The sequence below is a fragment of the Enterobacter sp. 725m/11 genome (assembly GCF_011683705.1).
GTDB classification, from domain to species: Bacteria; Pseudomonadota; Gammaproteobacteria; order Enterobacterales; family Enterobacteriaceae; genus Enterobacter; species Enterobacter bugandensis.
This window is the reverse complement of sequence record NZ_JAAQOK010000022.1, coordinates 53,712-66,800: the sequence shown is the minus strand read 5'-3', so window position 1 is coordinate 66,800 and position 13,089 is coordinate 53,712. Positions and strand designations below refer to the sequence as shown.

Annotated in this window: 13 protein-coding genes; 1 reads left to right on the top strand and 12 read right to left on the bottom strand. The window is 55.4% G+C overall.

All coding sequences use genetic code 11. The features are described from left to right. Nucleotides 1-17 precede the first annotated feature (17 nt). From dolP to HBA26_RS11615, 4 genes are read right to left on the bottom strand one after another with little or no spacing between them, the layout of a single operon-like run. Complete coding sequence (dolP, locus tag HBA26_RS11630; RefSeq protein WP_047367060.1) at nt 18-593, bottom strand: division/outer membrane stress-associated lipid-binding lipoprotein; 576 nt, start codon at nt 591-593, stop codon at nt 18-20. A 9-nt stretch (nt 594-602) separates the two neighbouring features. Then, nucleotides 603-1,193 carry a DnaA initiator-associating protein DiaA gene (diaA, locus tag HBA26_RS11625; RefSeq protein ID WP_003861754.1) on the bottom strand — a complete coding sequence of 197 codons (591 nt, stop codon included), beginning with the start codon at nt 1,191-1,193 and terminating at the stop codon, nt 603-605. Between the two features lie 21 nt (nt 1,194-1,214). Continuing rightward, nucleotides 1,215-1,610 carry a YraN family protein gene (locus HBA26_RS11620; protein WP_028014533.1) on the bottom strand — a complete coding sequence of 132 codons (396 nt, stop codon included), beginning with the start codon at nt 1,608-1,610 and terminating at the stop codon, nt 1,215-1,217. Next, a complete protein-coding gene (locus HBA26_RS11615) occupies nt 1,568-3,715 on the bottom strand; it encodes a penicillin-binding protein activator (protein WP_126345809.1) in 2,148 nt (715 codons plus the stop codon). Before HBA26_RS11615 ends, HBA26_RS11620 begins: the two co-directional genes overlap by 43 nt. Before the next feature lie 62 nt (nt 3,716-3,777). Between HBA26_RS11615 and rsmI the strand changes: the two genes are divergently transcribed. Then, nucleotides 3,778-4,641 (top strand): 16S rRNA (cytidine(1402)-2'-O)-methyltransferase, encoded by an 864-nt coding sequence (gene rsmI, locus HBA26_RS11610; protein ID WP_063155280.1) that lies wholly within the window; start codon nt 3,778-3,780, stop codon nt 4,639-4,641. Between the two features lie 51 nt (nt 4,642-4,692). Here the strand turns inward: rsmI and HBA26_RS11605 are convergent, their stop codons facing one another. The 8 genes from HBA26_RS11605 to garD form a co-directional block, all read right to left on the bottom strand. Next, the gene (locus HBA26_RS11605) at nt 4,693-5,466 is read right to left on the bottom strand and encodes a DeoR/GlpR family DNA-binding transcription regulator (protein WP_008501493.1); all 774 of its coding nucleotides are present in this window, start codon (nt 5,464-5,466) and stop codon (nt 4,693-4,695) included. A 110-nt stretch (nt 5,467-5,576) separates the two neighbouring features. Next, complete coding sequence (gatD, locus tag HBA26_RS11600; protein ID WP_088204353.1) at nt 5,577-6,620, bottom strand: galactitol-1-phosphate 5-dehydrogenase; 1,044 nt, start codon at nt 6,618-6,620, stop codon at nt 5,577-5,579. A 40-nt stretch (nt 6,621-6,660) separates the two neighbouring features. Continuing rightward, nucleotides 6,661-8,034: a PTS galactitol transporter subunit IIC gene (locus tag HBA26_RS11595; RefSeq protein ID WP_126345810.1), complete on the bottom strand. Its 1,374-nt coding sequence runs from the start codon at nt 8,032-8,034 to the stop codon at nt 6,661-6,663. A gap of 4 nt (nt 8,035-8,038) precedes the next feature. After that, the gene (gene gatB, locus HBA26_RS11590) at nt 8,039-8,323 is read right to left on the bottom strand and encodes a PTS galactitol transporter subunit IIB (RefSeq protein WP_021242240.1); all 285 of its coding nucleotides are present in this window, start codon (nt 8,321-8,323) and stop codon (nt 8,039-8,041) included. A gap of 28 nt (nt 8,324-8,351) precedes the next feature. Continuing rightward, the gene (gatA, locus tag HBA26_RS11585; RefSeq protein ID WP_063438537.1) at nt 8,352-8,819 is read right to left on the bottom strand and encodes a PTS galactitol transporter subunit IIA; all 468 of its coding nucleotides are present in this window, start codon (nt 8,817-8,819) and stop codon (nt 8,352-8,354) included. Nucleotides 8,820-8,832: 13 nt separating this feature from the next. Then, complete coding sequence (gatZ, locus tag HBA26_RS11580) at nt 8,833-10,104, bottom strand: tagatose-bisphosphate aldolase subunit GatZ (RefSeq protein WP_126345811.1); 1,272 nt, start codon at nt 10,102-10,104, stop codon at nt 8,833-8,835. A gap of 34 nt (nt 10,105-10,138) precedes the next feature. Continuing rightward, nucleotides 10,139-10,993, bottom strand: coding sequence for a tagatose bisphosphate family class II aldolase (locus HBA26_RS11575; protein ID WP_126345812.1), 855 nt, complete (start codon nt 10,991-10,993; stop codon nt 10,139-10,141). A gap of 176 nt (nt 10,994-11,169) precedes the next feature. Continuing rightward, nucleotides 11,170-12,741 (bottom strand): galactarate dehydratase, encoded by a 1,572-nt coding sequence (gene garD / locus HBA26_RS11570; protein WP_063438536.1) that lies wholly within the window; start codon nt 12,739-12,741, stop codon nt 11,170-11,172. Between the last annotated feature and the right edge of the window lie 348 nt (nt 12,742-13,089).

Sequence of the window (13,089 nt, the reverse complement as noted above, 5' to 3'; positions counted from 1 at the left end):
CTTTAGTCAGACGTGGATTACTTAATGTAGGTAAACGCGGTGGTGACGTGCTTCACGCCGCTCACCCGGCTGGCGATATCCGCCGCCGCTTTCCCTTCACGATCGGTCACCAGACCCAGCAGGAACACTTCACCGTTTTCGGTCGTTACTTTTACGTTTGAGGATTTCACCTGGTCTGAACCCAGCAGCTGGGAGCGGACTTTGGTGGTGATCCAGGTGTCAGACGACGCGGTGCCCAGGCTGATTGGCTGACCCTGGCGGATTTCATTGAAGACTTCCGTGGTGCCCTCAACGCCCATTGCGATCTGCTTCGCGCGGCTGGAGAGGTCGGTATTCGGTGCCTGACCCGTCAGCAGGACTTTGCCCTGATAGGCCGTCACGTTGATACGCGCTTCTTTCTTGATTTGTTCGTCTTTCGACAGCGCACTGTTGACCCGCAGCTCCAGCGTACCGTCATCCACCTGCGTTCCCACAGAGCGCGGATCGGTCGCCGCTTTGGTGCCTACTGCGGCAGTACCCACAACGGCCGCAGCGATACATCCCTGAAGCAGTAATGCAGACATAAGGACTGCGAGGGTCGATAAAGCCTTCATAAAAACTCCTTAATCATCCTGGTGAGGGAAAAGCGTGTTATCGATCAAATCGCATAAGCAGTTTACCGTGAGCATATGCATCTCCTGGATACGTGCGCTACGGTGAGACGGAATGCGGATTTCCACATCCTGCGGCCCGAGCAGACCCGCCAGCTCACCGCCGTCATAGCCGGTTAAGGCGACGATGGTCATGTCGCGGGTAACGGCGGCTTCAACGGCTTTGACGATGTCCCGGCTGTTGCCGCGCGTGGAGATCGCCAGCAGCACATCGCCGGCATGCCCCAGGGCGCGCACCTGCTTTGCGTAAATTTCGTCATGCAGACGATCGTTAGCAATCGCTGTTAAGACCACATTATCGGTATTAAGTGCAATGGCAGGTAAACTAGGGCGTTCGGTTTCAAAACGGTTAATCATGCTGGCAGCAAAATGCTGTGCGTTGGCGGCTGAGGTTCCGTTGCCACAACAGAGGATTTTGTTGCCGTTAAGCAGGGATTGCACCAGCGTCATTGCAGCGCGAGAGATCGCGTCCGGAAGGGCTTCCGCCGCGGCAATCTGAGTCTGGATGCTTTCTGTGAAGCACACTTTAATTCTTTCGAGCACGTTATCCCTTTTAAATCTTAATTATGCGTCTTCGCCAAAAGCGTTTTTAAGCCATTCGATCTCATTTCCGGTGAAGGCTATCACATCGAAACGGCAATCCACAGTATCAAAGCTCCCATTATGGCGGGCAAGCCACAAGTGGGCAGTCTGTAATAATTTATGTTGTTTGGCGAGCGTCACGCTGGCGGCAGCACCGCCAAAACGGGAAGACTGTCGAAAGCGGACTTCTACAAACACAATCACCTGACCGTCTTTCATGATCAGATCAATTTCGCCGCCGCGCCCGCGGACGTTAGCGGCGATAAAGCGCAGTCCTTTGCCTTCGAGCCAGCGACGCGCTTTTAACTCCCACGCATCGCCGGTCTCTTTACGGCTTAACTGGCCGGGACGATTTGCCCCTGCTGGTATTTGAGCCATGATAACTTCCTGTTAATCACACAGTCCTGAGTGGCGGTCAGATCGCCGGTGTTGCCGTTAAGCTCAAAGCCTGGCACCTGACGCATCTGGGTAAAGTGGTTTGCCAGCGCCCACGCATCAACACCCATCGCATACAGACGCGCCAGAGAGTAGTCGTTACGTACGGAGCTTAGCGCCTGCTGCATCAGCGCCGGGTTGCTGCCCGCCAGCATCGGGATTTCGCTGTACTGCAGGCCGTCCATTTCCAGACGGAAATCCGGGCCTGCGGTGCCCTGTGCGCTGCGGGAGCTGGCGTAGAGCGTTGCACCGCTCTGGCTGCCGTTACGCATCGCGATCATCGGCTTGATAAAGGCGATCTCCTGCGGCGTGGCAACGATATAGGCCGCATCCACTTTACCACCACCGCTTATCTGCGCGTCGGTTGGCGGGGCAGGGATGGTCAGGCCGCCAATGGTCACGCTCTGCTGCTGCGGCAGGCTGGCGGAAACCGGACTGCCGTTAAGCGCGATACCCGCCCCACCGTTAACGCCCGCACGCAGTTCAGAGACGGAACCGAATTTCTGCTGCAGCACGATGCCGCCGCCCAGCTTCTGCCACTCGTCGGCAAAAGCATTAGCCACGCGATCGCCCAGCGTACTGCGCGGGATCAGCAGCAGCGGGGCCTGTTTACCCTGCTCGTGGATATGACGCGCCGCATCGCGGGCTTCATCTTCCGGAGAGAGTGCGAAGTAGCAAATATTGGCCCGGTTCTGAACCTGTTCCGGCTGGTTGAGCGCCAGTACGTTCAGCGTGGTATTGCTCTTCATTAGCTCTTCCACGTTGTTTTTCAGCAGCGGGCCGACAACGATGCTTGCCCCGTCCTGCTGAACCTGCGCCAGCACCTGGTCAAGCGGCTTCGAACTGGTGTCGTAGATTTTCAATTCAGCGCCAGGGTTCGCGCTGGCGGTCGCCACGGCCTGCGGCTGAGCGGCAGGTTGTGATGCTGGTTGTGCCGGCTGCTGTTGAGGCTGTTCTGTCGTTGCCTCTGGTGCAGGCGTCGCTTGTGCCTCAGCCGGAGCCTGTACTGCCGGTGCGGCAGTCGCTGATGGGGTTGTCGGTGCGGTAACCGGGTTTTGCATTGTACCCTGCGGCGGGGTTTGTGCGGTGGTCAGGTCACTGGTCTCGGCGGCTGAGGGGCTGACAACGTCGTTCACGTTGGCCGCCTGCGCTGCCTGCACCGGAACCGCACTGCCCGTTACCGGCGTGGTGCCGTTTTTCGCTGCTTCAAAGCCCTGTTGAATCGTACGGCCAAACACTGCCGCCTGGCCATTTAGCGGCAGAAGCAGCGCAATTTTGCTTGTCGACGCAGGCTTAAAGTTCTGCACATTCACCAGCTGGGTTGGCAGCATTTTTGCGCCCGGGTTCTGCGGGTAACGGGTCTGCCAGTCGGTAATACCGGCTTTCAGCATTTTTGGATCGCTGCGGTTGTTAAACCACATCTGCTGCAGATCAAGCCAGCCCTGAAGCACGTTTTCGTCCGCGTTAATGACCAGCGCCTTTGCCTGATCCTGGGTCATCGAGGCAAGCGCCTGCCAGGTGGCATCAATGTTTTTCTGCTTGTCGGCACCGGCGAGCAGCGGCTCCTGGGCAATCAAGGCACGCAGGAGAGTCAGGGAAGGGCGCCCCTGCTCAGCGGTAATGCCCGCCTGCCAGAAGCGCGCCTGCTGGTTTTTATCCAGCGCGCTCAGGTCGATGCTCCCCAGGATCTTTTTCGCGCCATCAAAATCTTTCTGCGCGACCTTCAGCTCGGCAGAGAGCAGGCTCTGCTCAAGTTGCTGAGTATCGTTAAGCTCTTTCGGCAGTTGGCCGAACAGCTCGGCAGCCTGCTGGGTTTTGCCCTCTTTCAGCAGTGCACGAATGGCGAGTAATTGCCAGTTGATCCTGGTATCATTTGTACTCTGCGACATTTGTTGCAGATAAAAGCCAGAATCAGCCTGAGCAGAGCCCTGAAGATGGGCGGTGCTCTGGTCAGGTGCCTGGGTGCCACAGCCTGCAAAAATCAGGGCTGCGAGCAGCAGCGGCACGCTGCGCGTGGCTTTTTTTCGAAGAAACGTTAACGGTACCATACTGTATCCAGTGATTTTTTTTACGCAATGCTCAATATTAAATCGGCAATACGGACGAAACAATGAAACAACACGAAACGGCAGATAATTCTCAAGGCCAGCTTTATATTGTACCTACTCCTATCGGGAATTTGTCTGATATTACCCAACGTGCGCTCACCGTACTGCAAGCTGTTGATTTAATTGCCGCTGAAGATACCCGCCACACCGGCCTGCTGCTGCAACATTTCGCGATTAACGCCCGTTTGTTTGCGCTGCACGATCACAATGAGCAACAAAAAGCCGAAACGCTGGTGGCGAAGCTCAAAGAGGGGCAGAACATAGCCCTGGTCTCCGATGCCGGTACGCCGCTGATCAACGATCCGGGCTATCACCTGGTGCGAACCTGTCGCGAAGCCGGTATCCGCGTAGTGCCACTGCCGGGCCCGTGTGCCGCGATTGCGGCGTTAAGCGCCGCAGGTCTGCCGTCTGACCGTTTCTGCTATGAAGGCTTCCTCCCTGCCAAATCCAAAGGCCGTCGCGATGTATTAAAGGAACTGGAAGCCGAGCCGCGTACCCTGATCTTCTACGAATCCACGCACCGCCTGCTGGAAAGCCTGGAAGATATGGTCACCGTCTGGGGCGAATCCCGCTACGTGGTGCTGGCGCGCGAGCTGACCAAAACCTGGGAAACCATTCACGGCGCGCCAGTCGGTGAACTGCTGGCGTGGGTGAAGGAAGACGAAAACCGCCGCAAAGGCGAAATGGTGCTGATTGTCGAAGGGCATAGGGCGGAAGAGGATGCCCTGCCTGCTGATGCGCTGCGCACGCTGGCCTTGCTGCAGGCCGAACTGCCGCTGAAGAAAGCGGCGGCATTAGCAGCAGAGATTCACGGCGTGAAGAAAAATGCGCTGTATAAGTATGCGCTGGAGCAGCAGGGGGAGTAATTTCTGATACTGTTTTGCCGGGTGGCGGCTGCGCCTTACCCGGCCTGCAAACTACACTGTGATGATCTCGGTGCCCGTTTTACCCAACAGTTCTTTTTCGTGCTTGCCGATTCCATCATCCGTAATCACACAGTCTATTTTTTCCATCGGCAGCACCTGGTTGAACCCGCGGCGATTAAATTTACTGGCGTCCAGCACTGCAATCACCTTATGCGCTGCAGCTGCCATCACGCTGCTGATCGAATAGCCTTCATTGAACGTCGTAATGCCGTTGGTGGCATCAATACCGTCCGCGCCGACAAACATCAGATCTGCGCTTATCCCGGTCAGAGAGCGCTCAGCGATGGTGCCATGCATAGAGTGGGTTTTATGGCGCACGGTACCGCCACAAACCACGAGCGTAATGTCTTTATTTTCCGAGAGGGCAAACGCGGCAGGCAGGCTGTTGGTGATGACGGTGATATTGGCTCGTTTGGTCAGCGCTTCGGCGATGAGCATGGTGGTGCTTCCGCTGTCCAGAATGATCGTCATTCCCTCTTCAATCATGGCCGCGGCAGCCTGTGCGATGCGCTTCTTCGGGTCGCTCGCAAGTTGATAACGGTCTTCCAGCACCACTTCCTGATTTTCGCTTTCTGCCAGGTTGCTGCCGGGCCTTGCGGCGCCACCGTGAAAACGCGTGACCAATCCCTTTTCTTCCAGCAGACGCAGATCTGTTCGAATCGTCACTTCTGAAATGCCAAACATATTCGACAGATCCAGCACCATGACACTGCCCTGAGCGTTGACGAGGTCAACGATTTTATTGCGTCGCTCAAATGAGTTCATATTGAATTGCCTGATAATTAACTGCCTCTATTCTAATCGAAGGTATGCGAAAGGTGTACGGTAATATTCGAAAGTAAATGTGAGCCAGCTCAGGTTGCTGGCTCGAAGCACTACGCAAAGCGCAGCATAATTTTGCCCTGCATAGGCGCACCGTTTAGTCCTTGCACAGCCTGAGCAAAGCTGTCGCTATCGCCGGTATGAGCAATAAGGGGCTTTAGCTGCAATTTTTTCTCTGTGAGCAGACGGGCTGCGGTTTTCCATTCTTCACCCGGCCACGGGGCCGAATAATTCATCCAGCTTCCCAGAAGCGTCAACTCCTTACGCAGTATCTTGCTAAATGTCGCCGCAGGTAAGTTCAGGTCATGATGCAGCGTACCCACCAGCGCGACCTGGGCCCGCGGCCCGGCGATATCAATGGCGAGCGTAACGGTTTGCGGTGTACCAGCAGTCTCAAGAACCAACTGATCAAACGGGTTGTCGCTCAAGGCGTTAAGGATGTCGTCTGCGGCCAGAGCGCGGCTATTAAACACCTGAGTTGCCCCCAGCGTTGTTGCCAGCGCGAGCTTATCGTCGTTGATATCGATCGCGATAACGCTGTTGGCGCCCAATGCCAGTGCACACTGCATCGCCAGCAGGCCGATAGTGCCTGCGCCGACAATGATGACGTTCTTACCCTCGCAGCCGGAAGCAAGATGAAACGCATGTAGCCCTACGGTTATGGGCTCAATAAATGCACCATCTTCAATTGCCATCTCTGCAGGAAGGCGGAACAGGTTTGCTCGCTTCACCACGATATATTCCGCGTTGCCGCCTTCGCTGCGAGATCCGACAAACTGATACTGCTTGCAGAGCGAGAAGTAGCCTTTTTCACACGCCGGACAGGAAAAGCAGGGCAGTAATGGCACGCAGGCAACCGGATCGCCTGCCTTGAGATCGTGTACTTCGGTACCACAGGCTTCGACATGACCGCTAAATTCATGTCCGAGGGTGATGGGATAATAATGTGCCCCTCCGGCAAAAATTCGCGGAATATCGGAGCCACATAATCCTGAGCAGGCAATACGCACCCGCACATCATCCGCAGCCTGAATGTGAGGGATTGGACGTTCTTCAACGCGCACGTTGCCCTCAGCGTGAATTACCACTGATTTCATATTCACTCCAGAAAAAGAGGGGAGCATGGCTCCCCGGATATCAAGACACCGTCTGGCTTTGCGGGGCAGCGGCGTTCTTTTCTGCCGCGTTAAACACGCGGGCACGTCGCCAGGTAAGCAGGATGCCGGTGACGTAAATGGCACCAATCACGATGAACCCCACCACGTTTTGCCAGGTGAACAATTGGATGAGCAGCCAGGTGACGGGTGAACCGCCCTGATCCATGGAGGCCACCAGTCCGCCCGCTTTCAACGCGCCAGCATTTTGCGCAAGCTGGGTGTGCAGGCCGATGGTCTGGGTCGCAATCCACAGCGTAATGCCCATTATGATGACGCCAGAGATAAGCGTGCGGAACAGGTTGCCCTGATGCACCGCGACCGCCATCGCCACAAAAAAGCCGATAGTGGCAAGGTCACCGAACGGCAACACCTGGTTTCCCGGCACCAGAACAGCAATCAGGATAGTGAGCGGTATGAAAATCAGGCTGGCGGAGACGACGGACGTATGGCCCAGCAGCAGCGCCGGATCGAGACCAATTAAGAACTCCTGCCCACCAAACTTTGCCTGCAGACGTTTACGGGCATGTTTAGCAATCGGCGTCAGGCCGTCCATGATCGGTTTGATAACGCGCGGCATCAGCAGCATCACGGCGGCGGTTTTCACGGCCAGCTGGAGAACGGATTTGGTGTCGTAGCCTGCCAGCATGCCAATGGCCAGTCCCATCACAAACCCAACTGTGACCGGTTCGCCAAACGGGCCAAAGCGTTTTTGCACGTCGTCAGCGCTAAAATGAATACGCTTCAGGCCTGGGATTTTATCGATAATCGTATCGACCAGAACGGCGATTGGGCCGAGGTAAGCTGACGAGCCGTGAGGGATGGCGATCCCTTCCAGACCGAAGAAGTCCCGCGTGTCTTTGGCAAACCAGTCCCCCAGCTTGTAAACAAACGCGGCGTGCACTACAACGCCCAGGATCCCCAGCCAGTAAGAGCCGGTTGCCAGGTGCAGCATCGCACCGGTGAAGGTCATGTGCCAGATGTTCCAGATATCGACGTTCACTACCCGCGTCATCCGCGTCACTAGCATGACAACGTTGACGCCAATGGCAACAGGGATAGCGATAAGTGCAATCTGTGATGCCCAGGTCATTGGGGATGAACCAGGCCAGCCGACATCTACCACGTGCAGGTTAATCTGGAACTGCTCAGCCATCGCTTTGGCCGCCGGGCCGATGGAGTCAAGCATCAGGCCAATAACCAGACCGATCCCGACGAAGCCAATGCCGATATGTAGGCCGGATTTAAAGCAATCGCCCAGCTTCATCCCCAACAGCTTAGAGAAGATGATGATGACGATTGGCAGCATTACGGTTGGCCCCAGATCGAGGATGTACCGCATGATTTCGGTAAACATGATCTTACCCCTCGAGGATGGTCAGAATTTTTTGCTGCAGGGCTTCGATGCCGACGCCGGATACAAACGGCATGCCATGCACCACCGGGATATCGCCAAAGGCTCTGTCAACTTTCGCCGTGGTACAAATCAGGTCTGCACCGTCCATATAGGTTTCGATTTCAGTCACCCTGCACTGGACCAGATCCAGCTCAATGTGGTGGGCTTCACACAGTTCTTTGATCTCTTCTGCTGCCATGGTTGAGGTGGCGACAGCACCGCCACAGGCAACAATAACTTTGCGTTTCATAGGGTACTCCTTTCTTATTATCAGTATGTTATGAAGCCCGGGCACAGGCGACAGGCTCAAGGAACGTCTCCCGTAAACGATCGGCCAGGCGCTCTGCGGGCGCAGCCAGCAGCATGTCCAGCACGTCCGGGTTTTGTAGCTCACTGAAAAGGCGGCGCAGCAATTTCATTTGCGCCGCAGGGTTTTCAACGATTAACGCGATGATGAGTGAGACGGCGACCTCGCCATCATCATCGGCCTGCTGAAAATGCACCGGTTTGTCCGGACGAATCAGGTAAATCGCGGGGCGTTTCGCATGTACGGCTTCGCAGTGCGGAATAGCGACCGCATGGCGTTCAAGGGCAATGCCGGTGGGGTAGTTCATCTCCCTTTCCAGAAGGGCGGCAGGGTAGGTGGCGTGTACAACACCGTTAGCCAGCATCTCCTCGCCAATATGCGCCAGCGCCTGCTGGCAGGTTTCAAACTCAATTCCGGTACGGACAAAAACGTGACTCATACACTCTCCGGCATTAGAGGGGTTCAGGGGTGCAGCCAAATCGATAGGCGCGTAATACATCCTGTATTTTGTCGATGATGAGATTTTGCGGTGTTGCGGCGATCTCATTCATCGACAATCGTTCGAACTGGACGGGCATAAACTGGCTAATCAGCCCCAGAGGCAAGGAGGTTGTGCTCAGATTAGCGATCAACTTCTCAACGCTCTGGCGAATGCGCGGGTGCGGCCAGTAGTAGCGAATGCGATCGGACAGGCTAAAGTGAATATCCACCATTGCCTGGCTCCAGGTGGGGCGGTAGTACTTCTTCCAGTAATCCGGCTCGTTCAGCATGACTTCGTCGATCACGTCAAGCGCATGGCTGCGTTGCTCAGGGGCGATGAGGGCCTTCTCCATTTGTGCAAGGGCAAAAATGGCTTCTCGCAGGGCAAAGGTAAGCGCCGGGCCGACTTTCAGGATCGCGAAGTGATCGCGAACCAAAGCACGATAGGCCTGACGTGTCTGGTAGTCGGTGGAGTGCGCCTCATAGACCATGGGGGTCTGGCGGATCCAGCCGGAAAGCGCCTCTGCCGCGTGCGGCTGGTAGTGAATGATTTGCGTATGGTCGAACTCCACGCCGGGTTGTACGACTATCGCAATCACACGCTTCATCGCCTCGTCCAGACCGAGCGCGGCAAAGGCCTCACGATGCGTTTCCAGCGTCTGCGCGGCATCTTCCACACGGGTAACATGAACGCTGTTAATACTGCTGGCTTCACCGCCGGGAACGGGAACCTCAGTACCAATCACGTAGGTTAGCGCCGCTTTTTGTTCTTCAGTGGCTGTCTCTTCTGCGGCTTTGCACAGTCGGGCGGCACGCTGTGCCACCACCCCTGGCGGGAGTGGGACAGGATCGTCTGCACAGGACATTGAGGCGTCCAGGTGGATCTTGCTAAACCCCGCCGCGATATAGGCTTTGATCAATGCGATGGATTTCTCCATCGCCGCGTCTGCCGGTTCGTTTTGCCAGCAGTTTGGCCCCAGATGATCGCCACCCAGGATCAAACGTTCATGCGGAAAGCCCACCTCTTTAGCGATCTTCAGAACAAAATCACGGAAATCAGCGGGTTTCATACCGGTGTAACCGCCGAACTGGTTCACCTGATTTGAGGTAGCTTCAATCAGTACCTTGTTGTCGGTATGCAAATCGAACCGCAATGCGGCTTCGATTACTAGCGGGTGCGCTGAGCAAACAGAGCAAATACCGAGATCTTCTCCCGCTTTATGGCGGGTAATAATATCTTTCACGTTTCCTCCTGGTCAGGACTTCAGGCTTTCGTATTTAGAGCTTTCCTTCACAACCACAATCGTTAATAACTTTACGTACCACCTCTTTCATGGCGCGTTTGGCGGGCACCATGTAATGACGCGGGTCACTGGTTTCGGGATGTGAAGCGAGATAGGTTTTCAGGGCATTCGAGAAGGCGATTTTGAGTTCTGTGGCAACGTTGACCTTGCAGATACCGAGGCGAATGGCCTGAAGGATATCGGCCGTAGATAAACCGGAAGCGCCGTGCAGCACCAGCGGGATATCGACCTGATTGCGGATCTCTGCCAGACGTTCAAAATCAAGTTTCGGCGTGGCAGTGTAGAGGCCGTGCGCGGTACCGATGGCGACGGCCAATGAGTCGATACCCGATAATTCAACAAACTCGCGTGCCTGTTGCGGGTTGGTGTAAAGCGCATCTTTGCTTTCGACCACCAGGTCATCTTCCTGCCCGCCAAGACGGCCAAGTTCAGCCTCCACGCTCACATCGTAACGGTGGCAGTAGTCTGTCACTTTCTTCACCAGGGCGACGTTTTCAGTGAACGGATGATGAGATCCGTCGATCATCGCCGAGCGGATCCCGCTCTGGACTTTCAGCGCGATATCGTCGAAATCTTCGTGATGATCGAGGTGGATCGCCAGCGGTTGGTTGTACGTTTTGGCCAGATCGCTGGCGATGGCGACCACGTTACCGGTTCCTGCATAGCTGAATGTGCCGGGCGTACCCGCCACGATCAGCGGAGATCGCATCTCAGAGGCCGTTTCAACGACCACCTGCAGCGTTTCGAGATTATGAATATTGAATGCCGGTACGGCGTAACCTTCGCGCTGTGCTTTTAGCAGCATCGCTTTCGATGAGATGATGAACATCTTTCCTCCGAAACCTTTCGTTTTATTTATGCGAAAGACAATATAGGGTTTCGGAATGTTGTTTTGTGATTGATATCTTAAAAATGAAAGAATCGAAATGAAAGGTAAGGATGCGAAAGAAATGAAAGCAAAAAAAAGCATGGCCGAAGCCATGCTAAGCGAGGTTTACAGCAAACTCACGTCACCGGTGCCGGGTTAAACACCGCCAGTTGGTTGTGCAACCCCCACTGATCCGAAAAGGTTTTTTTCCGCCCGCTGGCGACATCCAGAATAAAATGGAACAGCTTCCAGCCCACGTCCTCAATACTCTCTTCCCCGGTGGCGATGGTGCCCGCGTTGATATCCATTAAGTCATACCAGCGGTTTGCCAGCTCGGTGCGGGTCGCCATTTTGATCACCGGGACCGCCATCAGCCCGTACGGCGTGCCGCGCCCGGTGGTAAAGACCTGCACTGTAATACCGGAGGCCACCTGCTGGGTGCCGCACACAAAATCGCTGGCAGGTGTTGCCGCATAAATAAGGCCGCGCCTGGTTGGCCGCTGGCCCGGAGAGAGCACTTCCACAATCGCGCTCTGACCGGATTTGGCAATCGAACCGAGGGCTTTTTCCACCACGTTCGCCAGGCCGCCTTTCTTGTTACCCGGCGAAGGGTTGGCGCTGCGGTCGGTTTTGCCCATATCAAGATAATTATCGTACCAGGCCATCTCCTCCAGCAGGCGTTTGCCCACCTCTTCGTTGACTGCGCGCGGCGTCAGCAGATGGATGGCGTCACGCACTTCGGTTACCTCGGAGAACATCACCGTGGCGCCGCAGCGAACCAGCAGATCGGACGCATAGCCCACTGCCGGGTTGGCCGTCACGCCGGAAAACGCATCGCTGCCGCCGCATTGTGTTCCCACCACCAGTTCCGATGCCGGGCACGTTTCACGCTGGCGGCGGTTGAGTTTGTCCAGATGATGCTCTGCTACCTGCAAAATATCGTCGACCATTGAACGAAAACCAACGTGGCGCTCGTCCTGCAGGCGCACGATGCTGGCCCCGTCTGCCGGGATGGCTTTGGCATCCTCGGTACCCTGCAGCAGACGTTCTGGCTGCAATTTTTCACAGCCGAGACCGATTACCATCACCTCGCCGCCAAAGTTCGGATTCAGGGCGATATTGTGGATAGTACGGATCGGCACGACCGCCGCGGGCGCGTTGATCGCTACGCCGCAGCCGTACAGGTGGTTAAGACCCACCACGCCGTCGACGTTCGGGTACTTGGGCAGCAGATCGCGTTCAATGATTTTCACCACGTAATCCACCACGCCCGCCACGCAGTGCACGCTGGTGGTAATGCCGAGCAGGTTTTTGGTGCCGACGCTACCGTCCGCATTGCGGTAGCCTTCAAAGGTATAGCCCTCCAGCGGCGGCAAAGCTTCAGGAACGCGGGTCGCCAGCGGAAGCGTATTCAGCGGCGGTGCTTCTGGCAGCGCCACCAGCGACTCCTCAATCCAGCTACCCTGCGGAATAGCGCTTACCGCATAGCCGATGACTTCGCCGTAGCGTACGATTTCACCGTGGGCAGGAATATCGACCAACGCGACCTTGTGCCCCTGCGGAATATGCTCAATCAGCTCCAGCCCGTCCGGGAAGCGGGTGCCTGCTTTTAAGCCATTGTCGTTGACAATAATCGCCACGTTATCCGTATCGTGAACCTTAATATAAAACGCCGTCGGGGGTGCCTCTCTAATTGCAATATCGGTCATTATTCACTCTTCTCCGGCAAAGTTTCAGCTATGAAAAATAACTCGTTGGATAATCGTTTTCTTAACGTAGAAATAAAGCATGTCAGGAGAAGAAAAGTGAAAATGTGATCGCGATCGTTTCAGGCGGACTAATCCTTGATTCTGTGCATTAGCGCCCACTGCTTTGTGCATATGCTCAAAATAGCATTGAGATGTAACGCAATACTTGAGCATCAAAACAATGTGCTGACGTGTAGAGCCGATTATACTGAATGACGATTTTATAACGCCACCATTCAGTCAGAGAAATAAATATAAAGAATCTGTTCTGGAATAAATATTACTGGCTAAAACTGCGGAATTAAAAAA